Consider the following 26,284-nt stretch of genomic DNA (forward strand, 5'->3'; position numbering starts at 1 on the left):
TCAACTATTTTAATAGAGCAAAGAGGTGATGCTTGATCACCTCTTATAATATTTCAGCTAAAATTGTGAGAATTTCCTCATTCTGCTCTTTCGTACCGACCGTAATCCTTAACGCTGTCGGAAATCCGAGCGCCTGTCCTGAGCGGACGATATATCCTTTTTCCAACAGGGCTTGGAACAGTTCATCCGCCGGGCGGTTAAAATCAATGAGCACAAAGTTGGTTTGTGAAGGATAACAAGTTAATCCGTGAGTTTCTGCAAAATCATAATACTGCTTAAGGCCTGCTTGATTTTTCTCGACACATTCCTGAATAAATGTCTGGTCATCAAGCGCTGCCAGTGCCGAAGCCTGACCGATTCTGCTCGTATTGAACGGCTCTCTCGCCGGTTCAATCTGGCGGATCAGCGCTTCGTCCGCAATGCCGTATCCGACGCGCAGCGCGGCAAGTCCGTACGCTTTAGAGAAGGTGCGGAGGATCATGACATTCGCATATTGCTTTAAAAGCGGAATGCTTTCTGGGTAATCTTCCGCCGTGACATACTCGTAGTACGCTTCATCAAGTACAACGAGTATATGCTCGGGAACTCTGTTTAAAAAGGCGATTAGCTCTTGCTCAGAAGTATATGTCCCCGTCGGATTATTGGGGTTGCATACCCATATGACTTTCGTCTTGCCGTCAATTGCTTCCAGCATCCGGTCCAAATCATGAGCGCCGTCACTGCGGAGCGGTACCTCGCGCACCTCAGCGCCTTCAATCACCGCATTGTGTCTGTATTGCGGGAAAGTCAGGGCGGCGGTAATCGTGTTTGCCTGATCATTTAATAAAGAACGGCAGATAATCTGCACAAGCTCATCAGAGCCGTTGCCGAAAATGATAGAAGATTCACTGACCTGCAGATGCTCGCTGAGCCGCGTTCTCAAAGCGGCACTGTAACCGTCGGGATACAGCGCAAGCTGCTCAATCTCCTGATGCAGCGCATCTTTAGCGGCCTGTGAACAGCCGAACGGATTTTCGTTAGAAGCGAGTTTTACTACTTTCTCAAGCCCGTATTCCATTTTCACTTCTTCTATTGGTTTGCCCGGCTGATACGGTTTCAGCTGCCGCAGCTGTTCATTAATCTGCAAATCCAGTCACCTCATTTTACACTGTACAGTCGTCCGAACGTCTTTGCGTATTCTTCAAATTCAAGAAGCGCATCAGCTCTTGTTCCGGGATTCACAAGCTTTGTTTTAAGCTCTTCAACTTTTTTGACAAGCGCGCTGCCGACAACGACACCGTCAGATATTTCATTCATCCCGTCAACCTGTTTGCGGTTTGAAATGCCAAAACCGACCGCCACCGGAACAGAGCTGAATTCTTTCACCTTACGTATGAAAGAGTATACAGACGGATCGAATTCGCTGCGTACGCCCGTCACTCCTAAAGAGGATACACAATACACAAAGCCGCAGGCCTGTTCAGTAATTATTTTCAAACGGTCTTCACTTGTCGGCGCAACCAGTGAGATATAAGCGATGTTCTCCTTTTTGCATGTCATTTGCAAAAGGGCGCTTTCCTCTAATGGAAGGTCGGGTACAAGCAGACCGTCTATGTCGTTTTCCCGCAGTAAAGCGAAAAAGTATTCTTTTTCTAATTGTAACACAGGATTATAATACGTAAAGAGGATAATTGGAATATGAACGCCGTTTTTTTTCATTTTGCCGCCAAGTTCAATTGCTTTTACGATATTCATTCCGTTTTCCAGAGCCCGTTTTGAAGCCCGTTGTATGACGGGTCCGTCCGCAAGCGGATCTGTGTAAGGAACGCCGATTTCAAGGGCAGAAGCGCCTGCATTCTGCAATGATATTGCCAGCTCAACAGAAATGTCAGGAAGCGGATCGCCAGCTGTAATAAAAGGGATAAATAATTTTTCAGAATCTCGCAGATTAAACATGTGTCTCCACCCCGTTTTCCAAAACATTCATCAGCGTATGAACATCTTTATCTCCTCTTCCCGACAAACTGACGAGAATGATTTTGTCTTTATCCATGTCTTTTGCCATTTCAAACGCTTTTGCCAGAGCGTGGGCAGATTCAATAGCCGGAAGAATACCTTCTGTTTCAGAAAGCAGACGTAACGCGGCAATCGCTTCATCGTCTGTCACGCTTTCGTACGTTACACGGCCGCTTTTATGCAGATAGGCGTGCTCAGGGCCGATCCCCGGGTAATCAAGGCCTGCTGAAATGGAATACGGTTCGATAATCTGCCCGTATTCATCTTGTATTAAATAGGTCATTGAACCGTGAATCACCCCGAGCGTCCCTTTTGCGATCGTTGCCGCATGCAGCGGTGTATCAATTCCTTTTCCGGCAGCCTCGGCGCCGATCAGCTCAGTATCTTCGTCTAAAAAGGCCTGAAAAATGCCCATCGCATTGCTTCCGCCGCCGACACATGCAACAACCTTATCCGGGAGCGTTCCTTCAACCCGGCGAAGCTGTTCTTTCGCTTCCTCGCCGATGATTTTCTGAAATTCGCGAACGATATACGGATATGGGTGCGGACCCACTACAGAACCGATAAGATAGAAATGATCTTCACAATGCTGGACCCAATACCTGATTGCCTCATTCGTCGCATCTTTCAGCGTGCCGTTTCCGCTTGTGACCGGCACCACTTCCGCGCCGAGCAGTTTCATCCGGAATACGTTCAGCGACTGGCGCGCAACGTCTTCTTCACCCATAAAAACTGTACACTTAAAACCGAATTTTGCGGCGGCTGTCGCGGCAGCCACACCGTGCTGTCCCGCACCGGTTTCGGCGATGATTTTCGTTTTGCCCATCTTTTTGGCAAGCAGAATCTGGCCTAACGCGTTGTTAATTTTATGGGAGCCGGTATGGTTTAAATCTTCTCTTTTCAGATAGATTTTCGCCCCTCCCAAATACTCTGACACCCTGTCTGCGAACGTTAATGCGGTCGGTCTTCCGGAGTAATCAAACAATAGTTTTTTATATTCGGCATGAAAAACGGGATCATTCTTTAATTCTGTGAAAGCCGTTTCGATTTCCTCAAGGGGCCGCATCAATGTTTCAGGGACAAATTTGCCGCCGAATTCGCCGTATCTTCCGATTTCATTTGGATATGGATACATAGTGGTTCATCCTTTCTTCTAAAAGCCGGATCAGTGTTTGATCCTTTTGTCCGTTTTTTTCAATTCCGCTGGCAAGATCTATACCGCACGGTCGCGATCTCAGTAAGCCTGTAATCGTTCCAGGATTAACGCCGCCCGCGATAAAACAGCGCTTGTTTGCATTTTGAGCCTGCTTTCGGTACAAGGGGACACGGGCCCATGAAAACGCGATTCCCGTGCCGCCTCTCATTCCTTTTACTGAAGAATCAATGACATAGCCGTCGACAGCAGGTGCAAATTGAGTCATCTGACGAAGCGTCCCTTCCCCGTGATGGAGCGCTTTCCATATCTCCGAGCGCACAAGCGGGCGGAGGCGGCGGGCATCCTCAGGCGATTCATCACCGTGAAGCTGGATGGCGTCAAGTGCCAGATCAGAGGCGATTTGCGCAATGTTTTCTATCGTTTCATTTACAAATACTCCGACATGTTTCTTGTCTGTCCGAACCTGCTCTTTCCATTTCCGGACCTCATCCGGCGTTACTCTCCGTTTGCTTGCGGCAAAAATAAATCCCAGATAGTCCGCTTCTGAAGCTGCCGCAAGTTCGTAATCACGCTTCGATCGTATTCCGCAGTACTTTAACTCAGGCTTTTTCATATCGTCACTCCCCGAACAGTCCGCGGATCGCCTTTTTCTGCGAATCCTCTCTTATTAAGGATTCTCCGACCAATACAGCCTGCGCCCCGTGCTTGTTGACGAATTGCAGGTCAGCCAAAGAACCGATGCCGCTTTCGCTGACCAGCAAGCAGCCATCCGGTACAAGCTGCGCTATTTTTTCCGTTTGCGAAACAGAAGTACGGAACGTTTTTAAGTCCCGGTTGTTTATGCCGAGAATGTCCGGCTGAAACACTTGTAAAATCCGTTCAAGCACAGTTTCATCATGGACTTCAACGAGAACGTCCATGCCCTTCTCGCGGGCTTCCAGATAAAGCTCATGAAGCTCTGAAGGTTCCAGCGCTTCCCCGATCAGCAAAATGGCATCGGCGCCGATCCTGAACGATTCCTCCACCTGAAGGGAATCAATAATAAAATCTTTTCTCAGCACGGGAAGAGACACGGTTTGTTTAACATCTGTCAGAAATTGATTTCTCCCCTGAAAAAAACGGGTATCCGTGAGAACCGAAAGGGCGTCGGCTTTAGCCGCTTCATAATCCGCCGCAATCGTTTCCGGAACAAAATGCTCTTTAATCAATCCTTTAGACGGCGAAGCTTTTTTCACTTCGGCAATCAGCCCGATAAAACGGTTCGGGTCCAGGAGCGCTTTTTTAAAAGATCTCCGTTCAATTTGACAGGTTTCCGGCAGCACGATGGATTTGATTTCTTCTTTTTTCTGCTGAATGATTTGATCAAGCATACATTTCTTCCTCTTTCTGTTTCAGACGTTCGAGCTGCCTTTTGGCATCTCCGTTTTGAATCGCTTCTAAGGCGGTTTTCGTTCCTTCTTTCAGATCGCTTGCAAGGCCTGCCGTATAAATGGCCGCGCCCGCATTTAAGGCGGTAATATGCAGAGCGGATGACGGAGCTCTATTTGCAAAAATATTCTGAATGAGGAGCGCGCTTTCTTCCGATGAACTCACTTGAATATCCTTTAGTGAACCTTCTGTAAAACCGAATTGTTCAGGTGAAACGGAATATTCCAGACGTTCACCGTTTTTCAGTTCAACGATATCGGTCGGTGCTGAGATGGACAGTTCATCTAATCCGTCACGGGCCGACACAAGCATGACGTGTCTGACATCAAATTGTTCCAGAGCGCTTGCCATCAGGCGCGCTTTATCAAATGAATAGACGCCGATCACCTGCCGCTTCACCTGCAGCGGGTTGCTGAGCGGGCCCAGCAGATTAAATACGGTTCGGAAGCCAAGCTCTTTTCTTGCGGCGGCGACGTGCTTCATTGACGAATGAAACAGCGGCGCAAACAAAAACCCCATTTGTTTCATTTCAATGCTGCGTTTAACGCTGTCTGGAGTGGCTTGAATAGAAACCCCCAGCTTTTCCAGCACATCCGCACTGCCGCTTTTAGACGAAACGGAGCGATTTCCGTGCTTGGCAACTTTAGCTCCGGCGGCAGAAGCTGTAATTGCCGCTGCCGTGGATATGTTAAACGTAGAAACCCCGTCTCCGCCTGTTCCGCACGTATCAACGACATCCGTCAAGCCACCTGATGTCTGTGCCCGCGCCCGCATCACTTTTACAAATCCGGCAAGCTCCTCCGCCGTTTCACCTCGGTGGGCTAATACCGATAAAATCCCGCCGATCTCAGACTGCGACATGTCCCCGTTTATCATCATCTCCATCAGCTTTTCGGCTTCTCCGGTTTTCAGCGTACGGCCATTAACGCACGATTGCAGAAATTTGTTCATCCGTCTTCTCCTCCCCGCCAGAAAAGATGTCTTCTGCGATTTGAATCGTTTTTAAAAGCGCCCCCGCTTTGTTACAGCTCTCTTCATATTCGGCTTCCGGGACGGAATCGGCGACTATTCCCGCGCCCGCCTGCACCGATGCCGTACCGTTTTTGACACTCATGGTGCGGATGGTAATACACGAATCAATTGACCCGTCAAATCCGATATAAGCGATACATCCGCCGTAGGTTTCTCTGGAAGTCGGTTCTAATTCATTTAAAAGCTGCATCGCGCGGATTTTCGGAGCGCCCGTGAGTGTTCCTGCCGGGAATGCCGACATCAGCGCGTCAACGGGATGGACGCCCTGCTTTAAACGGCCGGTTACAACAGAGATGATGTGCATCACATGTGAAAAAGAAACGACCTTTGTGAATTCCGGAACGGCTACGGAACCGTACTCCGCAACTCTGCCGATGTCATTGCGCGCAAGATCGACGAGCATGTAATGTTCAGCTTTTTCTTTTTCGTCATTCATCAGCTCTTTTTTCAGGCGTTCGTCCTCTTCTTTTCCGGCGCCCCTTCTTCTCGTTCCGGCAATCGGATGAATTTCCAGGTGCCTGTCATGCACGCGGATCAGACGTTCAGGCGAACTCCCGACAATGTCTCTGTCAGGCAGTTTGATATAGTACATATAGGGTGAAGGATTGACGATGCGGAGCACCCTGTACAGCTCAAATGAATGTCTGGATACCGGAATGTCAAACTTTTGCGAAAGCACCCCTTGAAAAATGTCTCCCGCTTTTATATATTCTTTCAGTTTATTAACACCGGCCATAAACTCTTCTTTCGTATAATTGGATGTCACATCGGCAAAACTTGGCGTGTCAAACGTTTCTTTGGAAAAAAACGGCTCTTTCATATCTTTCGATTCTGTCAAAATACCGATAAGCTTACGAAGCTCCGCGCAATTCTCTTTGAAAACGGCCCGCTTTTCTTCCTCCGTCTCCCGGCCGTTAAGCTCCGCATATTGAATGAAATGCACTTGTTTCGTTTCGTGGTCGTACGCGATGATTTTCCGGCAGACAAACAGCATGCATTTTTCGAAATCTGTTACTTTCGCGTGGCTTGGCACGGAAGGCTCAATCAAAGGAATCATGTCATAGCTCAGATAACCGACCGCTCCTCCCGCAAATGGGATATCAAGCTCTGGTGTTTTAATGCGGAAGCTCTCATTCATCCAGTCAAGCACGGCTTTTAATTCTCCGGCTTCAAACAGCGTATGCCCGTTTGGATCAGCGGCAGTGAATGTGTTATGACTCTCTTTAATCGTGATAAAAGGATCGAGGCCGATAAAAGAGTATCTCGACCAGCTTGACGACTCATCCTTGCTTTCTAAAAGATACGTAATGTTTCTGTCCAGTTTTTCAACCATCTGAATGGGTGTGATCGTGTCGACCGTAAAAGTCTCTGCGATTGGAATGGTGCGGTGTGTCAGACTGTCCTTTAAAAATAAAGAAACATCCGATTGTAAATTCATGATTCTCCTCCTTACGGTAAGGAGAATGAGATGAAGAGTGAGAGGAGTCTTGCGTATAAGAAATAAACCCAAAAGAAAGGCTTCTTTTGGGCAGAATAAAAACGTGTTTATCTCAGCTCAGCTAAACTCATTCTCTGCTACCCTATTCTAAACTCAACTGTTCAATATCTTACTTACCAGCTCTATACACACTCTTGTGTATTTCTAAGCTTTGTTTATCGTATTACATGTCAGTATTTTTTGTCAATGATAAATCCGGCCTTAACACAACGGCTTTTTCTAAATAGACATGCTTGATTTCATCCTGAGGCGTATCCGTCTGAACCGTCATCAGGACACGGATACACTTTTGCAGAGCGCCGGTGACATCCATTTCCTGCATGCACGTCACCGGGACGTACTGCCACCCGGAAAGGCGGCGGACCGCTTTTGCCGGAAATACGGAATGGATATCAGGCGTGGCGGATAACAGGATCTGTACAACGTCTTCCGGCTTGCATCCATTTTGTTCAATGATTTTTTCAAGCAGCTGCTGTGTTTTTTCTAAAATTTCTTGTTCGGTGTCTTGTTCCACCGTTGTTGCTCCGCGAATGCCGCGTATCATCATGCTGTTTCCTCCATTCGCCATTTGTTCAGCAAATTTTCGAGCTCATCTTTTGAAAGCATGCAGTCCCGCGCTTCGCCTAATTCTTTTAACACGATGAACTGTGTCATGCCTCCGCGCGTTTTTTTATCATTCATCATCCGAGCGGAGAGAACCGGCGTTTCAATATCTTGTCTGATGCTTCCCGGGTAGCCGAGCCCAATCAGCCATTGTGTGAGTTCTTTCCTGTTCATCATGCAACCCGCAACCTGTTCACTCACGTAAAGGGCAAACTGCATGCCGAGGGCGACCGCATCTCCATGTGTAATCCGGCCGTAGCCATATTCCGCCTCAACGGCATGGCCGAGCGTATGGCCGAAATTCAGAAAAGCTCTTATCCCCTCTTCCTTTTCGTCCTCACGCACGACGGCCGATTTGATTGAAATTCCTTTATAAATCATTTCATTCAGCTCAGCGCTTGTCAGTCCTTGCAACGTGTCAAACGTGAGAAGTTTTTCTAAAAAAGCATGATCGGCGATAAACGCGTGTTTGATCACTTCAGCCATGCCCGATCTCAGCTCTTGTTCCGGCAGGGTTTTCAGAAGCTCCGTATCGTAAATCACCGCTTTCGGCTGATAAAACGCGCCGATTAAGTTCTTTCCGAGTTTATGGTTGACGGCCACCTTGCCGCCGACCGCGCTGTCATGGGCAAGCAGTGTCGTCGGCATTTGAATGAAATCAATTCCGCGCATAAAAGTTGCTGCGCAAAAGCCGGCCAAATCACCCGTCACGCCGCCTCCGAAGGCGATCATACATGAGGAGCGGTCCATATGGAAAGCGATCGCTTCCGTTTGAATCCGTTCATACTCTTTTAGAGACTTCGCTTCTTCTCCGCTTGGAACGATCACTTTTTTCACGGGCCATGTTTCGTTTAAAAGCCGGAACATCTCATCACCGTAAAGCCGGTCAACTTCAGCATCGATGATGAGAAGGATCTTTGTCAGCGGCCTGTTCAGTGAAGACAAAAGGGCAGCGGCCTGTTTCCTTATGCCTTCACCGATATACACGGGATATGCGGAGGAAGCTGTCCGAACCTCAAGCTCTTTCATCAGAATTCCCTCGATAGTTTTTTCATGTTTTCAACATTTTCTTTAATGCGGTCGATCTGGTCAAGCCCGAATTGTTCTACGACGGCATTTGCGATTTCCCAGGCCACTGCTGCTTCAGCCACTACACTTGCTGCCGGAACCGCGCAGCTGTCTGAACGTTCAATGCTCGCTGTAAACGGTTCTTTCGTTTCAATGTCGACGCTTTTCAGCGGCTTGTACAAAGTAGGGATCGGTTTCATAACGCCGCGGACGACAATCGGCATTCCCGTCGTCATACCGCCTTCTAATCCTCCGAGCCTGTTTGTGGCGCGTGTATAGCCTTTCTCTTCATCCCATACGATTTCATCATGAACTTCACTGCCGTTTTTGCCGGCCGCTTCAAAACCGATGCCGAACTCTACGCCTTTAAACGCGTTAATCGACAGAACGGCAGCAGCGAGCTTGCTGTCCAGCTTACGGTCATAGTGGACATAGCTTCCGACACCGACCGGCATACCTTCGACGATCACTTCAACGATTCCGCCGATCGAGTCGCCGTTTGCCTTCGCTTCATCAATGGCTGCCATCATTTGACGGCCTGCTTCTTCATCGTAGCATCTGACCGGTGATTCTTCCGTTACCCGTTTGAGATCCTCAATGGATGTGTAATCGGTTTTCTCTGCTTTTACGCTGCCGATTTGCAGGACATGCCCGGCGACTTTAATGCCAAGCTCCGCTAAAATCTTTTTAGCGACGGCTCCGGCAGCCACGCGAACCGTTGTCTCACGCGCGGAAGATCGTTCTAACACATTTCTCATATCACGGTGATTATACTTAATAGCACCGTTCAAATCTGCGTGTCCGGGTCTCGGTCTTGAAATCTGGCGTTTCATTTCACTTTCTTCTTCTTCTGTAATCGGTGCGGCGCCCATGATTTTTGTCCAGTGAGTCCAATCTTTATTTTCTACAACGAGCGCGATGGGCGAACCGAGTGTCCGGGCATGCCGCACGCCGCTTGTGATCTTCGCTCTGTCCGTTTCAATCTGCATGCGGCGTCCGCGGCCGTGCCCTTTTTGACGTCTGGCAAGCTCAAAATTAATGTCTTCTTCAGTTATATAAAGCCCCGCAGGCACACCTTCTATAATTGTCGTCAGCTGCGGACCGTGTGATTCTCCGGCTGTTAAGTATCTCATTTCTTTCTTCTCCCTTCATCGCATTAACGCTTTTAAGTAAAACTATACCACAAGTTTTCATTAAATGTCTTCTATCTTTTTTGATAAAAAAATGTATCAGTGCTCTCAAGGCCGAATTTTTCCGGGCTGAAAATTTGTTCTGTACTGCCGACAAACAGAATTCCGTTCTTTTTCAGACTGCCCGCCATTTTCACATACAGCTCTTCTTTTGCTTTTTCAGTAAAATAAATAAAGACGTTGCGGCAGACGATCAGATCAAAATCCTGTTCATAGCTGTCGGCAAGCAGGTTGTGCCGCTTAAACCGGATGTTGTTCTGAATCTCTTGTTTTACTTGATAACTGTTGTCAGCCTGCTTGGTGAAATAACGGCTTTTCACGGAAGCCGGCACCTCTTGCAGCGAGCGTTCCTGATAGATGCCCCGCTTGGCTTTGCTTAGCGCCTTTTCATCAATATCTGTCGCCAATATATCAAATCCGGCCAGTCCCGTCTGCTGATTGAGAATCATAGCCAAAGTATAGGGCTCCTCTCCCGTTGAACAGGCCGCACTCCATATTTTTAACGGTTTGTTATGCTTTATTAACGGAAGAATTGAGGTTTCAAGAACTTCCCACCGTTTATAATTTCGGTAAAATTCAGAAACATTGATCGTCATTCTGTCCAATGTTTCGTTTAATAAAAGCTTGTCCTTTTCCAAAGCGGCGGCAAATTCCTGAAAATCTCTGAACCCCTTCTTTTCATAAAGGGACGTCAGCCGCCTTTTCATCTGTGCTTCTTTGTATAAAGATAAATCAACGCCGGTTATTTGTTTCCACTTGGTGATAAAAATTTCGTAAGGCTCCATTGCTTCTCTCCCAATCTCGCTGTCTTTTGTCCTAGTATAGCCTGTTTTCTGTCGAAATTGTACGATTTCAATAAAAAAATCAGCCCGCGGGCTGATTTGTGAGAAACGAAAAGACAGGGCAACGCAGCCTCTGTCTTTTTTAAATGATGTAAACCTTTTCATAATACGAGAAAAAGAAAGGCTGACGGTTTAGTACACCCAGTCGGCCATTAATTTTTGATACGGTACAAGCTCTTCCTGTTTAAAGAAAATGTGAATTTCCCTCTCAGCGCTTTCTAAGGAGTCTGAACCGTGAATGATATTTTTGCCGACAAACATGCCGTAGTCACCGCGGATTGTGCCCGGCAGTGCATCTTTCGGGTTCGTTTTTCCGATCAGCTGTCTTGTGATCTCTACTACATTTTCCCCTTCCCATACCATTGCAAATACGGGTCCTGATGTAATGAATTCCACAAGCTCGCCGAAAAACGGCTTCCCTTTATGTTCAGCATAATGGTTTTCAGCCATCTGTTCTGAAACTTGCATTAGCTTGGCTCCTGCCAATTGTAAGCCCTTACGCTCAAATCTGGATAAAATCTCTCCGATCAGCTGGCGCTGTACGCCGTCCGGTTTTACCATGATAAAAGTTTTTTCCATAAGATTCTCCACCCCATCATTATGTATAGGCTTTCAAGTTGCACACCGAAATCGTAACATCTTTCTGACAATTAATCAATCCAGGGCGGAGAATGTTCACATCTTGTTCGTAAAAGGAATTTAAAATTTCCGTTTGCCGATATATTTGGCGATGGCGGCCAATGATGAGCGCGCACGTCCTCTCGGCAGTGTGTTCAGTTTTTCAAACGCTTTTTTTAAGTACCTGTCACTGACGGCCATTGATTTTTCAATCGCGTCTGTGCGTTTAATATTTTCAATAATGGGGGCGAGCTGCTCCTGTGTTGTTTCACTGTTAATTAATTTCAGCTGATTTTTCAATTCAGGCTGACGTAGCGCGTACAAAACGGGCAGAGTGACATTTCCTTGCAGCAGATCCCCTCCGACCGGTTTTCCCAGTTCCTCTTCCGTTGAAGTGAAATCAAGAATGTCGTCAATAATCTGATAGGACATGCCCACGTAATAACCGAACCAATATAATGCTTTGTGAATCTTCTCATCAGCTCCCGAAGCGATGGCGCCGAGCTGACAGCTGACGGCAATGAGAAGAGCCGTTTTCCGTTTGATGCGGCGCAAATAGGTTCTGAGGTTTTGCTCCATATTGTATTTATCTCTGATCTGTTCAATTTCTCCGAGGCATACTTCTACGATGGTTTTGGACAGGATCCGGTGGGCTTTCGGCTCATCCAATCTCGTCATCATCTCAAGTGAGCCCGCAAGCATATAATCACCGGTATACATGGCGATGCGGTTGTCCCACTTGGCTTTGATGGTCGGTTTTCCCCTCCGCAGCTCGGCGTCATCAATGACGTCGTCATGCACGAGGGACGCCATATGAATCATTTCCAGCGTCACCGCAACATATTTTATTTTATTAATGTCATAGTCGCCGAACATGCCGGATAGCAATACGAAAACAGGGCGGATCCGCTTGCCGCCCGCCTGGAGCAGGTGGAGCCCGGCTTCACTCAGCAAGGGATAGTCTGACCGCACCGTTTGCTCAAGCTCCCTTTCGATCACATCAATATCGTCATTTAAAAAAGAATAGGCCATTTTAAATTTCATATCATTCACCCAAACATCTGTATATTCATCATTTCCAACCGATATGCGTAGCGGCCACTCCGCCGGTAAACGAATGGTATTTGACATTCGTCAGGCCCGCTTCTTCAAACAGACGCGCAAGTTCTTTCATACCGGGAAATTCTCTTGCCGATTCTTGAAGCCAAGAATATTCTTTATAGCTCTTCGCAAACATTTTTCCGAAGAAAGGCATGATGTATTTAAAATAAAGAAAATATGCCTGTCTGAATCCGAACATTTCCGGCTGGGATGTTTCCAGACATACGACCTGCCCGCCCGGTTTGACGACCCGCCGCATTTCTTTCAGCACGGTCAGATAGTCGGGAACGTTTCGCAGCCCGAAGCCGATGGTGACAAAATCAAAAGAATCATCAGCGAAAGGAAGCTCCATCGCATTTCCGTGCAAAAGCTCAATTTGGCTGTAACCGCCCTCTTTCACTTTTTTCTCACCGATGCTCAGCATATTTTTGCTGAAATCCAGTCCTTTGATTTCGCCGCTTTTTCCGGCCGCTTCTGCGAGGGCAATCGTCCAGTCAGCCGTTCCGCAGCAGACATCAAGCGCTTTTGCGCCTTCTTTTACATTCATGATCTGCATCGTTTTATCGCGCCACTTTTTATGCTGCTGAAAACTGATAACAGAGTTCATTTGGTCATAATTTTTATAGATTTTTTCAAACACGCCGTGTACGCGCTGTTCTTTTGACTCCTGCATGTTGATTACCCTTCTTCCACTTTCTGATGATATGTTTTGTCCTGGCTGATCGCTTTAAGCCGGTTCAGCATGAGGTTTTGGATTGGTGAATTGAGCGGCAGCAGCGTTTCAATGCTTTGCTTTGCCTTTCGGAAGCTATCTTCCATTATGTCAGCCTTTGATTTCCCTGACTTTACAATATTGCCGATGACATCGAGAAATATAGCATTGCCGTTCATCAGCCGCTTATATACAAAAAAATCACTCGCCAGCTCTTTCCAGCGCGGAAGATTAAAGTGGTCTGACACTCTGTGAAACAGGGCCGCTTCCACAATCGCCATGCTTTCGATCAATTGATTCAAGTCATTGACAGACCGATCGTACAGACGGATTTTATGCTCATTGATTTCTTTAATTGCCGTAGCGAGCGTCCGAATCATATAGATATCCTTCATTTCAGACAAAAGCGAATAATACAGTCCGCTGAAATAGTCGCCGGCAAGCACGGTGAGCTGCCGGTTTTTATTTTCGTCTCGCTTTAACGCTCTGGCTGTTGTCACTTCATCGTGGGTATCAAGGGCGCTTTGGACAAGCATCGCAGTTACTATGTAATTTTCTCTGTCGTTGTTCTTAATGTCCGCCTCTTCAAACAAAGCGTGAAAAAGAAGAAGCTTATCCTCATCGATTTTAGGCGCAGAAATATGTTTCGCTAAATAAGGATGAGACAGCTTTTGTTTTAATTTCGTATTTAGATTCGCTAAAGTTCCGTAGATGTCTTGCAAAAATATCACCCTTGTCCCCAAATTCACATTTATTCTAATATGTATGAGATTTACTCGTCATTATTATACGCAGGTATCATTATAGCATAAAAAAAAGAAATTGGCTGTATTCTCCCGCCGTTTGCGGGCATTTGGCAAAAGCGGGAAACAGCCGGCTTATTTTTTTTCGCTGTTCATTTCTCCGTAAGCGGTCTGGATGAGGGCGTTGCCTCTCACTTTGATGGCAGAGGTATGCTCAGTAAACTGAGCGATAATCACTTCGCCTTTGTCCAGTTTTTCGGAATGGTGAAATTTCGTATCCGTTCCTCTCGTTAAACCGATGACGTTCACGCCGTCCTCGACCGCTTTAATGACGACAAAATCACTTGAATGCTTTGAATTCATATCTGCACCCTCTATCATTATTAATCCGCACGTTTAATATGTTCTAACACTTCGGAACGCGCCGCTGCGTCATCTTTAAAAATACCTCTTACAGCGGAAGTCACTGTTTTTGCACCCGGCTTTCTTACGCCCCTCATCGTCATGCACATATGCTCAGCTTCGACGACAACCATGACGCCGTGGGGATCTAAGGTCTCTACGATGCTTTCTGCAATCGTTGAAGTGATGCGCTCCTGCAGCTGCGGGCGTTTTGAGACGGCTTCCACCGCCCGCGCCAATTTACTCAGGCCCGTCACTTTGCCGCCCCGCGGAATGTAGGCAATATGCGCTTTTCCGTAAAAAGGAACAAGGTGATGTTCACACATGGAATGAAACGCGATATCTTTTACAAGAACAAGCTCCTCATGGTCTTCTCCGAAAACGGTTTTAAAGTGTTCTTTCGGGTCTTCATTTAATCCCGAGAATACTTCCGCGTACATTTTTGCCACGCGTTTCGGCGTATCTAAAAGCCCTTCCCGGTCCGGGTCTTCTCCAATCGCCTCTAAAATCTGGCGAACCGCCTGTTCAATCTGTTCTTTATTAACTTCTTTCATTGTCTGTGTCCTCCACCATTGAATACATTTAATTTCGATTCTAGCACATTTGCCGCGCCAAAAGCAAAACGAAAGTCCTGCCCGGTGACCGAGGCTGCTTAAATATGAAAAGCCCCTTTATCAAGGGGCTTTTCTGTGAAGAAACAAAGTGTATGTATCAGATGCATACACGATCTATATTCACAATTATTTTCCTGCAACAGCGTCTTTAAGAGCTTTACCTGGTTTGAAAGCAGGTACCTTGCTTGCAGGGATTTCGATTTCTTCACCTGTTTGCGGGTTACGTCCTTTACGTGCAGAGCGCTCGCGCACCTCAAAGTTACCGAAACCGATCAGTTGGATTTTATCACCGTTTTTAAGTGCATCTAAAATCGTATCAAAAACAGAATCAACTGCTTTTGTAGCGTCTTTTTTAGACAATTCGCTTGCTTCAGCAACCGCATTGATTAGTTCTGTCTTGTTCATGCCTTTCACCTCCTCCCAAAAGGGTATCAAATCAGCAGTTTATTATCATTTCTTCACAGTTCAGCCTGATTCTAAACCTGTCTGATAAAAAATCAAAGCAGGGAAGAACAGACAAGTAAACGGCTTTTCAAAAGAAAACAGACACTTTGAGGAATGTTTGTCCAACAAAGTGAAGATTTTCTGTATGTAGAGTAACACATATAAAAAGCCATATCAAGCATTTTAAAGCCTCAATCCCTTGCTCGTCAAGGTTTTCACGTGTTTTACCGAACAAATATTCCTTTTTTTGCTTTTTTCCTCCTAATCCTTGATTGATTTCCAGTATCTAAAAAGAATAAAAAAAGACCCCCCGTTTCAGGAAGAGGTCCTTCAGCTTACAAAATAATGGCGATCAGGCCGCCTGAGCCTTCGTTAATAATTCTCTCCAGCGTTTCTTTCAGTTTATATCTCGCATTTTCCGGCATGAGTGACAGTTTTGCGGAGATTCCTTCTCTTACGATAGAGCTCAATGATCTGCCGAAAATATCGGAGTTCCAGATAGAAAGCGGATCATCTTCAAAATCCTGCATTAAGTAGCGGACAAGCTCTTCACTTTGTTTTTCCGTCCCGATGATCGGCGCGAATTCACTTTCCACATCCACTTTGATCATATGAATGGACGGAGCGACCGCTTTGAGCCTTACTCCGAACCTTGATCCCTGTCTGATGATTTCCGGTTCATCAAGGCTCATATCGGCTAAGGCCGGGGCGGCAATGCCGTAGCCGGTCTGTTTCACCATTTTCAGCGCATCTGATACCTGATCATATTCTTTTTTCGCGTGGGCGAAGTCCTGCATTAATTCAAGCAGGTGGTCTTTCCCGCGGATTTCAACACCGACTACTTCTTTTAAAATCTGGTCATATAAATGATCCGGCGCATACAAATCAATTTCTGCGACACCCTGGCCAAGTTCGATTCCGGCCAGACCGGCGCTTTCAATAAACTCAAATTCACTGAAGTGGCCGACAACCCGGTCGACATCGCGCAGGCGTTTAATATCTTTTACGGTTTCTTTCACTGATTCCTGGTAGCTCTCTCTGAGCCAGTGATTTTCTTTCAGCACCATGACCCAGCTCGGAAGGTTGACATTGACTTCCAGCACAGGGAACTCGTAAAGCGCTTCTCTGAGGACGCTTAACACATCTGTTTCCCGCATGCTTTCAACACTCATGGCGAGGACGGGAATATCATATTTCGCGCTTAATTCAGCTCTGAGCGCTTCTGTTTCCGGGTGGTACGGTTTTACCGAGTTGATGACCATAATAAACGGTTTGCCGACTTCCTTCAGCTCGTCGATGACTCTTTCTTCCGCTTCCACGTAATCGCCCCGCGCAATATCGCCGATTGAGCCGTCTGTCGTAATGACGACCCCGATTGTGGAGTGTTCCTGGATGACTTTTCTCGTACCGATTTCCGCTGCCTCATGAAAGGGAATCGGTTCTTCGTACCAAGGTGTATTGATCATTCTCGGGCCGTTTTCATCCTCATATCCCTTCGCCCCGGGAACCGTATATCCCACACAATCCACAAGACGGATGTTGACATCAAGTCCTTCCGCGACATGAACGGACATGGCTTGATTCGGGACAAATTTTGGTTCTGTGGTCATTATCGTTTTTCCTGCTGCGCTTTGCGGAAGCTCATCCTGCGCCCGCGCTCGATCGGCCTCATTGCTGATATTCGGGAGCACCACGAGCTCCATAAATTTTTTAATGAATGTAGATTTCCCTGTACGGACAGCGCCAACGACTCCTAAGTATATATCGCCCCCTGTTCGTTCAGCGATATCCTTGAAAATATCGACCTTTTCCAAGTGATCCCCTCCCGGACTTCCTATCCTTATCATTTTTCATTCACCATTCTCCAATCAAATACAGGACACTATATGTGTATGACGTTGTCCTATTTCAATATGACATCTTTAGAAAATTTTCAGGCAGTCTTTTCTATCAAAATCAAAAAAACCTTTCTCCCTATTTGTATGCGCGGGAAAAAGGTTCATTCCTGTTTCGTTTGACTTTCTAAAAAAACGGGTTCCTGTTTTTCATTTACGGTGTATGTGACTGAAAAGGCCGGGACGAAAGGAGTCTCTTTCCATAAAATATCCTGAATTTCCGCGCCCGATTTGATTTTCTTTTTGTTTTCCTTCAGGCAGCGGGCGAGATCGACGCGATAGTCGGCATAGATTTCTCCGTCAGCGCCGATTAAAAGCGGCAGAGACGTGCCTGAAACCGGACTTTTGACTGAAGGAGAGTCTTTCATGCCGAGCTTTTTTTTATTTAAAGTGAACAGCCCTTTTGAAACGGCGTCCTCATAGGGAGGATATGTATGCTTTTCCTGATACATTTTGACACGCAGCTTCATGTCGCGGATTGCTTCCGCCATTTGGAGATCGACCAGCTTGACGGTCGGCTTATGTTCCACATCAACAAGCACGTATTGGTACATTCCTCCGCTTTCATAAGCTGAGGCCGGCGGCTCCTCTATGTATCTGGGCGCGAGCCGCTTAAAATCTATCGGATATTTTTGATAGAGCGGTGTTTTCATATCTTTTGTCTGAATCGGCAGAAGTCCGCCGTTCGCCTTTTTAAATTCATCCACTGCCGCTTGCACCTGCTGAAGCTGATGTTTGTAAGATACTTTATTTTCAGTTTTTTCCGCTTCAGGGTACAGACAGCCGGACAGCAGAAGCACCGCCATTGCCGTTATGACGGCCATTTTTAACTTATGCATTCCGCGCCCCCTTTCGGCTTTATTCATTGACAGGCCCGCTGAAAACGACCATTAACACGATCAATCCCGAGATGACCATGCAGGCATAAGCGAGTGAAGAAACCGCTGCTTTTATCAGTTTGTTTTTCACTTTGTACCTGCTGACATAAATAGAGGCCACCGCAACAAACATTAATCCCATAGCACCAAGCGCAAACCACATTTTCATCAATGCCACACTCATGTACGTGCCCCCCGTCCCATCATTGTAAGCGTTATATTTCATTTTAATATACAAATGTTGAAAAGATCAACAGGTTTTCCATCTATTGAAAAAAACAAAAAAAACTGAAGCAAAGAGGGGGACTTTGCTTCAGTCAAGTTGACTATATTCACCTGTACGTCTGAGATACACTCTCTTGGACTTCGATGCTATAGTATGCGTAGATGCGTACGTCTGCATCCTCTTCTGCCTAAATCAGCAAATGTTTTAAGCGATTTCAGCCGGAGAGTTCTGCGTTTTGGACTTTCGTCACTTCAGAATATGCTGACGGCATGGTATTGTCACTTCACCCGGTTTTCGAATGTGTTGACCAAGTCTTCCATCTCATGGGTTTTCACTCTGGCCATTAAGGATTCTACGGCTGTTTCTACCTTCTGCCCGTTAAATAATACTTGGTGAAGCGCCTCTGTAATCGGCATTTTCACTTGGTATTTTTGAGAAAGCTGATACGCAGCTTTCGTCGTCCGCACGCCTTCAACAACCATCCCCATCTTATCCAGGACAGCTTCCAGCTTGTATCCTTTGCCGAGCAGGTTGCCGGCGCGCCAGTTTCGGGAATGAACGCTTGTACACGTCACGATTAAATCGCCTACGCCGGTCAGGCCGGAAAAGGTGAGCGGATTTCCGCCCATCTTTGTGCCGAGTCTGGCGATTTCAGCAAGACCTCGGGTGATTAAGGCCGCTTTTGCATTATCTCCGTATCCCAATCCGTCTGTAATCCCCGCTGCAAGAGCGATGATATTCTTTAACGCTCCCCCTATTTCAACACCGATCATATCCGGATTGGTATAGACGCGGAAATGCTGGTTCATGAATAAATCCTGAACCGCTTCTGCAGCCTTGATATTTTTTGAAGATGATGTAACAGTCGTCGGGTGTCTTAATCCGACTTCCTCAGCGTGGCTCGGCCCTGAAAGCACGACGATGTCTTTTCTGTACTCCTCAGGCAGCTCCTCTTCCATTAATTCTGAAATGCGGAGAAGCGAATCCGGCTCAATTCCCTTGCTGACATGAACAAAAATCGATTGTTTCGGGATGTACGGCAGAGCCTTTTTCAGCACTTCCCGAATGGCTTTTGTCGGGACTGCCACAATGATGAAGTCAGCTCCTTTTAAAGCCTCGCTTAAATCAGCTGTACCGATGATAGAACTTGATAGCTCCACCCCCGGCAGATAATCTTTGTTTTCATGCAGTTCGTTGATTTGATCGATCAATTCGGCACGGTGTCCCCACATCATGACTTGATGTCCGTTATCAGCCAGCACTAAAGAAAGTGCAGTGCCCCAGCTTCCCGCTCCAAGCATTGCCACTTTTTTCATCTCTGTATCACACCTTTTTATTTTCTTGCTCTTGCAAATATTTTAATTGGCGTACCTTCAAATCCGAAAGCGTCCCGGATTCGGTTTTCTAAAAAGCGTTCATAAGAAAAATGCATCAGTTCCGGATCGTTGACAAAAACAACGAAGCTCGGCGGCTTAACAGCGACTTGAGTCGCATAGTAAATTTTCAGACGGGAGCCGTTGTGCGTCGGAGTCGGATTCATGGCGACCGCATCCATGATGACATCATTTAAGACATTTGTCTGCACGCGGAGAGAGTGGTTTTCACTTGCTTTAATAATCGCAGGCATGAGTGTATGAATCCGCTTTGTCGTCAGTGCCGACATAAACAGCACCGGCGCATAATCGAGAAATTGGAAATGTTCCCGAATATTCTGTTCAAATTCTTTCATCGTGCGCTCGTCTTTATCAACAGCATCCCATTTGTTTACGATAATGACGACGGCTTTCCCGGCTTCATGGGCGTATCCGGCGATCCGCTTGTCCTGCTCAAGGATGCCTTCTTCTGCATTCAGCACAACGCCGACGACGTCTGAGCGGTCAATGGCTTTTAACGCCCGCAGCACACTGTATTTTTCTGTTGTTTCATATACTTTACCCTTTTTTCTCATTCCCGCCGTGTCAACGATTACAAATTCCTGCTGATTGTAGGTGAACGCCGTATCCACAGCGTCTCTAGTCGTTCCGGCTACGTTGCTCACGATAACCCGCTCTTCGCCGAGCATCGCATTGACAAGGGATGATTTTCCGACATTCGGGCGGCCGATCAGGCAGAATTGAACGACATCATCACTGTACTTCGTCTCCGGAATGTTTTTAAAATGCTCGGCACAAGCATCGAGCAAATCTCCCAATCCTAAACCGTGTGTGCCCGAAATCGGATACGGTTCTCCAAAGCCGAGCGCATAAAAGTCATAGATGTTCGCTCTCATTTCGGTATTATCTAATTTATTAACGGCTAATACGACCGGTTTTTTCGTCCGGTACAGTATTTTTGCCACTTCTTCATCCGCAGACGTCACACCTTCGCGGCCGTTCACCATAAAGATGATCACATCAGCCTCGTCCATGGCGATTTCAGCCTGCTGGCGGATCTGTGTCAGAAACGGTTCGTCTCCGATATCAATTCCGCCCGTATCAATCAGGTTAAAATCATAATTCAGCCATTCCGCCGAACTGTATATCCGGTCCCGCGTCACTCCGGGGGTATCTTCTACTATTGAAATTCTTTCACCCGCAATCCGGTTAAAGATTGTGGATTTTCCCACATTCGGTCTTCCGACAATGGCTACGACAGGTTTACCCATAGTACCCTTCCTTTCAATCCAGCCGCTTACATTTTCACAAAAAATTGTTCAACCGGTTATTAAAAATCATCTTCGCTATGAAAAGAACCCTTCAAACAGAAGGGCTTAACTCATTTATTATATCAGTTTTCACTGAGATCACAATGTATTCTTCAAAATGTTTCGCATTCATGTAACAGTCTCCGTCTGTTTTCAAGACATTTTTGTCGCTCCTTTGCCCTGCTTTTTGCTTTTTTGGCTGATGTGCGCCGCAAGCTGTTCATATGTAGTCAGCCCGACGAGAAGAATCACTCCCGCCGAACAGCCTGAAAGCCATTTATAATCCCCGACGGCTGCCGCACCCGCAATATTGCGGATGACCGCAGCATACAATAGCTCCCCCTGGCACATGCCGAGAACAAAAAGACAAAGCCTCTCAGGGAACCGCCCCTCAACGGAAAGCGTAATAACGGTAAGCAGTATAACCGCCGCCCATTCAGGTTTTATGATAAACCAAACAGGATCATATAATGCAAAAAGAAAAATAAAGCTGTACGCCGCAGCCGCCGTCAGATGAATCACAATATTACGGAGCCGTTTATGCATGCCGAGGCTTCCCGCATAAACAAATGCCGCAGCAAAAAACATGACATATGCCGCGTTCAGCGTAAAATAAGCCGTAATCTGATGTATGCTTGCCATCATATTAGTCAAAATAAAGACTGATACGTAAAAACGGCTTTTTGTTTTAGCAAAAATAAAAGTCGCAAGTATCCATAAAAACCACATTGACCAGTAATAATAAAACGGTTCCATAATCGCTCCTCCTCTGATCAGTATGGAGCGGGAACGCATTTTTTAAACCAATTATACCTGAAAGGAGCGGATAAGGATGGGAAAAGACAGACAGGAGAAAAAACTGAAAGCCTCCCGCCGGGTGGAATCTGATCGTGATGATTCGATTCACCATAAAGGAGCGACAAGCCTTGAGCAAAACGGGGAATTCCGAAAAAGAAAATCTTAAAAAACAGAAAAAGGCATGCGGGTCCGCATGCCTTTTAACGTCTGCTGAAACGGGACGTGTCAATCCCCCGTTCAGAAAGCCAGTGATGTGTGTCACCTTTTATGACCAAAGGCGCCTTTTGCAATTGGGCAACCGATTGGCATCCGAGGACGGTCATAATCATTTTCAGCTCTTGCAAAAGCGCCATCATCTCGTCAAACAGGCCCTCTTCTCCTTTAGAGGTGAGAGCTTTCAGGAAAGTGCCCGCCATTCCCGCGCTGGAAGCGCCGAGGGCAATCGATTTGGCGACATCCAGGGCGCTTTGCAGCCCGCCGGATGCGATAATTGATTGATCAGCGGAGAGCGAGTGGATTTCCGCTAAGCTTGCGGCAGTGGAAATTCCCCACGTATTAAAAAATTGAAGCGCCTTCTCTCTGCGCATATTTTCGATCTTAGAGAAATTTGTACCGCCGTATCCGCCGGCATCAACTGCTGCTGCGCCAGCATCAAATAACTGCCGTGCCGATTCCTTGCTCATTCCGAAGCCGACTTCTTTGACAAAAACGGGCACTCCCGCTTCCGCCGCAATCCGCTCAATACGGCCGAGAGCGCCAGTAAAGCTTCTGTCACCCTCTGGCATGACGATCTCCTGAATCACATTTAAATGAATCTGGAGGGCATCTGCTTGAATCATATCAACTGCCCTTTTCGCCTGCTCGGCATCCGCCTCGCTGCCTAAATTGGCAAATATCAGCCCGTCCGGATTCTCTTTTCTGACGATCTCGTAAGAACACCGTTCGGAGGGAGCTTTTAAAGCTGACATTTGCGAACCGACAGCCAGCGGCATGCCGGCTTTGCGCGCGGCTCTTGCCAGCGATCTGTTAATTTCGTATGTAAGCTGTCCGCCGCCGCCTGTCATCGCATTGATAAAAATCGGCGAACTGCTTGTGAGTCCGCCGATTTTCGTTGATATATCCACTTTTTCCAATGCTAGGTTCGGTAGGCTGACATGAACAAACGTAATATCATCAAGCCCCGTTTCCCGGTTTTGGCCGGTAGACAGCGCATGATTTATATGTTCTCTTTTTCGTTCTGCTCGTGTCACGTTTTATCACCAATTTATTTTAATTTATTAAGCTTGTCTCCGATTAAATCGCCAAGCTGGAAGCCAGTGCTCGGCTCTTCTTTCGCCTGGTATTGGCGGAAGTCCTCCTGATCGGCTTTCGGCGCTTCTTCAAGCTCACGCATGCTTAAGGAAATGCGCTCTTCGCTTTCGTTCACGTCAAGCACTTTCACTTTAACAGTCTGTCCTTCTTCAAGCACTTCATGCGGCGTTCCGATATGTTTATTGGAAATTTGCGAAATGTGCACAAGTCCTTCCACGCCCGGAAGAATTTCAACGAAGGCGCCGAAGCTTACAAGGCGCTGCACTTTTCCTTCAAGCACATCTCCCTGCTTTACCTTTTCGCCGACCTGGCTCCAAGGTCCCGGCAGCGTTTCTTTAATAGATAAAGAAATACGCTCGTTATCGCGGTCTACGGACAGTACTTTCACTTTTACGTCCTGACCTTCTTCCACCACGTCAGACGGTTTTTCGACGTGTGAATGAGACAGCTGAGAAATATGAACAAGCCCGTCAATTCCGCCGATGTCGACAAATGCGCCGAAATCAGTCAGACGCTGCACTTTTCCTTCAAGCACGCTTCCAACCTCAAGCGTTTGGAGAAAATCATGCTTTTTGGCTGTCTGTTCTTTTTCCACTACAGCCCGGTGTGACAGAATCACCCGGTTTTTATCACGGTCGAGTTCAACGACGATAAGAGAGAGGTTTTTCCCTTTATAGTCAGTGAAATCCTCGACGAAATGAGCTTCGACAAGTGATGCGGGAATGAAGCCGCGAACGCCGATATCAACGACGAGACCGCCTTTCACCACATCTTTCACTTCAGCTTCAAACACATCTTTTGTGTCGAATTTTTTTTCAAGGTCTTCCCAAGCGCGGTCAGCATCAACGGCACGTTTAGATAAAATCAAAGCATCGTCTTCCACTTTTGTTACTTTCAGGTCAAGCTCGTCGTCAACTTTTACGACATCCGATGCTTTCTCTACATGAAGACTTGATAATTCACTGATTGGAATGATTCCGGACTGTTTGACATTGACAATTTCGACATCTACATGCTTGTCCTCTACCTTTGTCACAATCCCTTTTACTACATCTCCAACCTCTGGCACTTGAACATCAATTTGATTCATTTCCTCTGTCATTTGAATAACCTCCTTGGTCCAAACCTACACAGCTTAATTAATACGGTTTGAAAGCTGAACATGTGAATGTCCGCTTTTCAGCCGAATATGTATTAAAGAATCATCCAAAAAAGATTTTGAATGATCAATAAAAAGTTTTATTAGTATTAACTTCTAATAAATGGACTGGTTTGTCAAGCAATAACATCTTGTCTTTCGAAAAAAATTATAAAGCGCTCCGCCCGAAGTTAACGTGATTTCTGTTCGACGATCTCCAGAATTTTTCCTGCGACTTCGGCAATGCTGAGTGACGTCGTATCGATTTCAATCGCGTCTTCCGCTTTGCGCAGCGGGGAAACTTCCCTCTCTGAATCGAGTTTGTCGCGTCTGGCAATTTCTTCAATGAGCGTCTCGTAATTCACGTCATAGCCTTTTTTCTTATTCTCTTCATATCGGCGCTTCGCTCTTTCCTCTACGGACGCGAGCAGAAAAATTTTCACTTCGGCATCAGGCAGCACGTGAGTACCGATATCACGGCCGTCCATGACGACACCGCCTTTTTGTCCGAGCTGCTGCTGTCTTTTGACCATTTCTTCTCTGACGCCTTTATGCTTGGCGGCGATTGATACTTGGTTGCTGACTTCGTCTTTTCGGATTTCTTCTGTCACATCTTCTCCGTTTACCAGAACGATTTGTCCTTCCGGAGCGGATACAAGCTCAATTTCCGTACGCTTCAGCAGCTCTGTAAGCGCGGCTTCATCAGTTAAATCGGCATTCTGCTTGAGCGCCGTATATGTAATGGCACGATACATCGCTCCTGTATCAATGTACACATATGATTTTCTCTCAGCCACTATTTTAGCAACGGTGCTTTTTCCGGCAGCGGCCGGCCCGTCGATCGCAATTGATAATTTCTTGTCCATAATCTCTCTCCTTGCTCTTTACTCCTCTATGGATTGTATCATGAACTGCCGGAAAAGGGGCGAAAAAATTGAGCTGATTTACCGCTTTACCGTTTCAATCCATTCTTTTTTCTCCATTTTATCAACTCCCTCATATTTCACAGCTTTCGAAATATAAGGTTCAATAGGCTGATAATGAAGCAAAAATTGCACCGCGCCCAAAATGATAAGCTGAATGCAGACCAATTTGACCAGCAGACGTTCAAACGTTTTCATACACGCGCACCTCCATTAGGATTAGTATGGAAAAGTGCGCTGCTGTTTATTCCGACAGACTGTTTCTTCTCTGCTGCAGCTGCGCGCGCATGCAATATTGGAGTAAAAGCTGCTGCGCTGCGGGGCCGATTTCTGTAAATTCAAGCGTCATTTTTTGTTTATCCGCCTTTTCATCATAAAAAATCCGCTGGGTAAGAGCCTCAGCAGTAATATCCGCCGTATTTTCCTTGCCGGGAAGAGAAAATGAGACATACAGCTTTTCACCTGGTTCCGCGGAAATATGCTCAGGCATCACAACAGCGATTCCGCCGGCGCTGATATTAGAGGAAACCGTTTGGAAAGCGGTTTTTTTCGCTTCCATTTTGACGGATACACCCAATACTGCGTCTGCACGGACGTATCGGCGTCTTTGAATCCGCTTCATTTCTTCCTGAGGGGGGATGTCCAATCCGATCATCGGGATGGGGTCTTTTTTCTTTCCTTTGATTATGCTTTTAAATTGATACGGCACTTGGCCATTCCCCATAAATTCCGCTGTTATTTCCAATCCTTTATGCAAAAAGACCGTCCGTCCCGAATCCAGATCGACGGGATATGAGATGTGCAGTTCGCCGTTTTCAACGCTTACTGCTTTGCTCCTCGCTTTTTTGGGTTCATTGTTCTCTATGTATTCAATCCAAATATAATCTCCGACAGCTATCATGGGCCTTCACTCTTTCATTATTTATGTTTTTATTAAAGCATGTAACGAAAAAAAGGAAAAGACTTTTAGTCCTTTCCTCCTTTAT

Annotated in this window: 30 protein-coding genes; 1 reads left to right on the forward strand and 29 read right to left on the reverse strand. The window is 46.5% G+C overall.

Annotation, left to right across the window (positions count from 1 at the left end):
* Positions 1 to 43 precede the first annotated feature (43 nt).
* The 24 genes from hisC to SB724_RS06225 all read right to left on the reverse strand — a co-directional run bounded on the left by hisC (position 44) and on the right by SB724_RS06225 (position 21,884).
* Positions 44 to 1,126, reverse strand: coding sequence for a histidinol-phosphate transaminase (gene hisC, locus SB724_RS06110; protein WP_410570444.1), 1,083 nt, complete (start codon positions 1,124 to 1,126; stop codon positions 44 to 46).
* A gap of 11 nt (positions 1,127 to 1,137) precedes the next feature.
* Positions 1,138 to 1,935: a tryptophan synthase subunit alpha gene (gene trpA, locus SB724_RS06115; RefSeq protein WP_007612229.1), complete on the reverse strand. Its 798-nt coding sequence runs from the start codon at positions 1,933 to 1,935 to the stop codon at positions 1,138 to 1,140.
* Entirely contained in the window at positions 1,928 to 3,130 is a 1,203-nt protein-coding gene (gene trpB, locus SB724_RS06120) for a tryptophan synthase subunit beta (RefSeq protein WP_014418255.1), read from the reverse strand. The genes trpA and trpB overlap by 8 nt, the downstream gene beginning before the upstream one ends.
* On the reverse strand, positions 3,111 to 3,764 hold the full coding sequence (locus SB724_RS06125) for a phosphoribosylanthranilate isomerase (RefSeq protein WP_105937575.1): 654 nt from the start codon (positions 3,762 to 3,764) through the stop codon (positions 3,111 to 3,113). Before SB724_RS06125 ends, trpB begins: the two co-directional genes overlap by 20 nt.
* A gap of 4 nt (positions 3,765 to 3,768) precedes the next feature.
* Entirely contained in the window at positions 3,769 to 4,521 is a 753-nt protein-coding gene (gene trpC / locus SB724_RS06130; RefSeq protein WP_410570447.1) for an indole-3-glycerol phosphate synthase TrpC, read from the reverse strand.
* Positions 4,514 to 5,530, reverse strand: coding sequence for an anthranilate phosphoribosyltransferase (trpD, locus tag SB724_RS06135; protein ID WP_410570449.1), 1,017 nt, complete (start codon positions 5,528 to 5,530; stop codon positions 4,514 to 4,516). The genes trpC and trpD overlap by 8 nt, the downstream gene beginning before the upstream one ends.
* Positions 5,502 to 7,049, reverse strand: coding sequence for an anthranilate synthase component I (gene trpE / locus SB724_RS06140; protein WP_410570451.1), 1,548 nt, complete (start codon positions 7,047 to 7,049; stop codon positions 5,502 to 5,504). Before trpE ends, trpD begins: the two co-directional genes overlap by 29 nt.
* Positions 7,050 to 7,272: 223 nt before the next feature.
* Positions 7,273 to 7,656, reverse strand: coding sequence for a chorismate mutase (gene aroH / locus SB724_RS06145; RefSeq protein WP_003153463.1), 384 nt, complete (start codon positions 7,654 to 7,656; stop codon positions 7,273 to 7,275).
* The gene (gene aroB, locus SB724_RS06150) at positions 7,653 to 8,741 is read right to left on the reverse strand and encodes a 3-dehydroquinate synthase (RefSeq protein WP_265971432.1); all 1,089 of its coding nucleotides are present in this window, start codon (positions 8,739 to 8,741) and stop codon (positions 7,653 to 7,655) included. The genes aroH and aroB overlap by 4 nt, the downstream gene beginning before the upstream one ends.
* The gene (gene aroC, locus SB724_RS06155) at positions 8,741 to 9,913 is read right to left on the reverse strand and encodes a chorismate synthase (protein WP_003153459.1); all 1,173 of its coding nucleotides are present in this window, start codon (positions 9,911 to 9,913) and stop codon (positions 8,741 to 8,743) included. The genes aroB and aroC overlap by 1 nt, the downstream gene beginning before the upstream one ends.
* A gap of 71 nt (positions 9,914 to 9,984) precedes the next feature.
* Complete coding sequence (locus SB724_RS06160; RefSeq protein WP_105937573.1) at positions 9,985 to 10,755, reverse strand: protein-glutamate O-methyltransferase; 771 nt, start codon at positions 10,753 to 10,755, stop codon at positions 9,985 to 9,987.
* A 189-nt stretch (positions 10,756 to 10,944) separates the two neighbouring features.
* The gene (ndk, locus tag SB724_RS06165) at positions 10,945 to 11,391 is read right to left on the reverse strand and encodes a nucleoside-diphosphate kinase (RefSeq protein WP_007409456.1); all 447 of its coding nucleotides are present in this window, start codon (positions 11,389 to 11,391) and stop codon (positions 10,945 to 10,947) included.
* Between the two features lie 120 nt (positions 11,392 to 11,511).
* Positions 11,512 to 12,474: a heptaprenyl diphosphate synthase component II gene (gene hepT, locus SB724_RS06170; protein ID WP_003153454.1), complete on the reverse strand. Its 963-nt coding sequence runs from the start codon at positions 12,472 to 12,474 to the stop codon at positions 11,512 to 11,514.
* A gap of 28 nt (positions 12,475 to 12,502) precedes the next feature.
* Positions 12,503 to 13,204, reverse strand: coding sequence for a demethylmenaquinone methyltransferase (gene menG, locus SB724_RS06175; RefSeq protein WP_003153453.1), 702 nt, complete (start codon positions 13,202 to 13,204; stop codon positions 12,503 to 12,505).
* Between the two features lie 5 nt (positions 13,205 to 13,209).
* On the reverse strand, positions 13,210 to 13,965 hold the full coding sequence (hepS, locus tag SB724_RS06180; RefSeq protein ID WP_007409455.1) for a heptaprenyl diphosphate synthase component 1: 756 nt from the start codon (positions 13,963 to 13,965) through the stop codon (positions 13,210 to 13,212).
* Between the two features lie 156 nt (positions 13,966 to 14,121).
* Positions 14,122 to 14,349 carry a trp RNA-binding attenuation protein MtrB gene (gene mtrB / locus SB724_RS06185; RefSeq protein WP_003153449.1) on the reverse strand — a complete coding sequence of 76 codons (228 nt, stop codon included), beginning with the start codon at positions 14,347 to 14,349 and terminating at the stop codon, positions 14,122 to 14,124.
* Positions 14,350 to 14,369: 20 nt separating this feature from the next.
* Positions 14,370 to 14,942 carry a GTP cyclohydrolase I FolE gene (gene folE / locus SB724_RS06190; RefSeq protein WP_003153448.1) on the reverse strand — a complete coding sequence of 191 codons (573 nt, stop codon included), beginning with the start codon at positions 14,940 to 14,942 and terminating at the stop codon, positions 14,370 to 14,372.
* A gap of 186 nt (positions 14,943 to 15,128) precedes the next feature.
* Entirely contained in the window at positions 15,129 to 15,407 is a 279-nt protein-coding gene (gene hbs / locus SB724_RS06195; protein WP_003153447.1) for a non-specific DNA-binding protein Hbs, read from the reverse strand.
* 374 nt (positions 15,408 to 15,781) lie between these two features.
* Positions 15,782 to 17,260 (reverse strand): stage IV sporulation protein A, encoded by a 1,479-nt coding sequence (spoIVA, locus tag SB724_RS06200; RefSeq protein ID WP_007409454.1) that lies wholly within the window; start codon positions 17,258 to 17,260, stop codon positions 15,782 to 15,784.
* Between the two features lie 185 nt (positions 17,261 to 17,445).
* Positions 17,446 to 18,180, reverse strand: a complete 735-nt coding sequence (locus SB724_RS06205; protein ID WP_410570453.1) for a hypothetical protein — start codon at positions 18,178 to 18,180, stop codon at positions 17,446 to 17,448.
* 19 nt (positions 18,181 to 18,199) lie between these two features.
* On the reverse strand, positions 18,200 to 18,403 hold the full coding sequence (locus SB724_RS06210; protein ID WP_003153435.1) for a DUF2768 domain-containing protein: 204 nt from the start codon (positions 18,401 to 18,403) through the stop codon (positions 18,200 to 18,202).
* Between the two features lie 320 nt (positions 18,404 to 18,723).
* Positions 18,724 to 19,761, reverse strand: a complete 1,038-nt coding sequence (locus tag SB724_RS06215) for an NAD(P)H-dependent glycerol-3-phosphate dehydrogenase (RefSeq protein ID WP_003153434.1) — start codon at positions 19,759 to 19,761, stop codon at positions 18,724 to 18,726.
* 17 nt (positions 19,762 to 19,778) lie between these two features.
* A complete protein-coding gene (der, locus tag SB724_RS06220) occupies positions 19,779 to 21,089 on the reverse strand; it encodes a ribosome biogenesis GTPase Der (RefSeq protein ID WP_003153433.1) in 1,311 nt (436 codons plus the stop codon).
* 192 nt (positions 21,090 to 21,281) lie between these two features.
* Complete coding sequence (locus SB724_RS06225; RefSeq protein WP_410570455.1) at positions 21,282 to 21,884, reverse strand: YphA family membrane protein; 603 nt, start codon at positions 21,882 to 21,884, stop codon at positions 21,282 to 21,284.
* 76 nt (positions 21,885 to 21,960) lie between these two features.
* Here SB724_RS06225 and SB724_RS06230 point away from each other — a divergent pair, with 76 nt between their 5' ends.
* Positions 21,961 to 22,092: a YpzI family protein gene (locus tag SB724_RS06230; protein WP_003153429.1), complete on the forward strand. Its 132-nt coding sequence runs from the start codon at positions 21,961 to 21,963 to the stop codon at positions 22,090 to 22,092.
* Between the two features lie 34 nt (positions 22,093 to 22,126).
* Here SB724_RS06230 and fni read toward each other — a convergent pair whose 3' ends face one another.
* The 5 genes from fni to SB724_RS06255 all read right to left on the reverse strand — a co-directional run bounded on the left by fni (position 22,127) and on the right by SB724_RS06255 (position 26,199).
* Positions 22,127 to 23,176, reverse strand: a complete 1,050-nt coding sequence (fni, locus tag SB724_RS06235) for a type 2 isopentenyl-diphosphate Delta-isomerase (RefSeq protein ID WP_410570457.1) — start codon at positions 23,174 to 23,176, stop codon at positions 22,127 to 22,129.
* 14 nt (positions 23,177 to 23,190) lie between these two features.
* Positions 23,191 to 24,339 carry a 30S ribosomal protein S1 gene (gene rpsA / locus SB724_RS06240; RefSeq protein WP_265971423.1) on the reverse strand — a complete coding sequence of 383 codons (1,149 nt, stop codon included), beginning with the start codon at positions 24,337 to 24,339 and terminating at the stop codon, positions 23,191 to 23,193.
* Positions 24,340 to 24,566: 227 nt separating this feature from the next.
* Positions 24,567 to 25,241, reverse strand: coding sequence for a (d)CMP kinase (gene cmk / locus SB724_RS06245; protein ID WP_038458993.1), 675 nt, complete (start codon positions 25,239 to 25,241; stop codon positions 24,567 to 24,569).
* Between the two features lie 78 nt (positions 25,242 to 25,319).
* Positions 25,320 to 25,496 (reverse strand): YpfB family protein, encoded by a 177-nt coding sequence (locus SB724_RS06250; RefSeq protein ID WP_003153420.1) that lies wholly within the window; start codon positions 25,494 to 25,496, stop codon positions 25,320 to 25,322.
* A 46-nt stretch (positions 25,497 to 25,542) separates the two neighbouring features.
* Entirely contained in the window at positions 25,543 to 26,199 is a 657-nt protein-coding gene (locus SB724_RS06255; RefSeq protein WP_265971419.1) for a flagellar brake protein, read from the reverse strand.
* Between the last annotated feature and the right edge of the window lie 85 nt (positions 26,200 to 26,284).

Source organism: Bacillus sp. SIMBA_031 (assembly GCF_046535225.1).
GTDB lineage: Bacteria > Bacillota > Bacilli > Bacillales > Bacillaceae > Bacillus > Bacillus velezensis.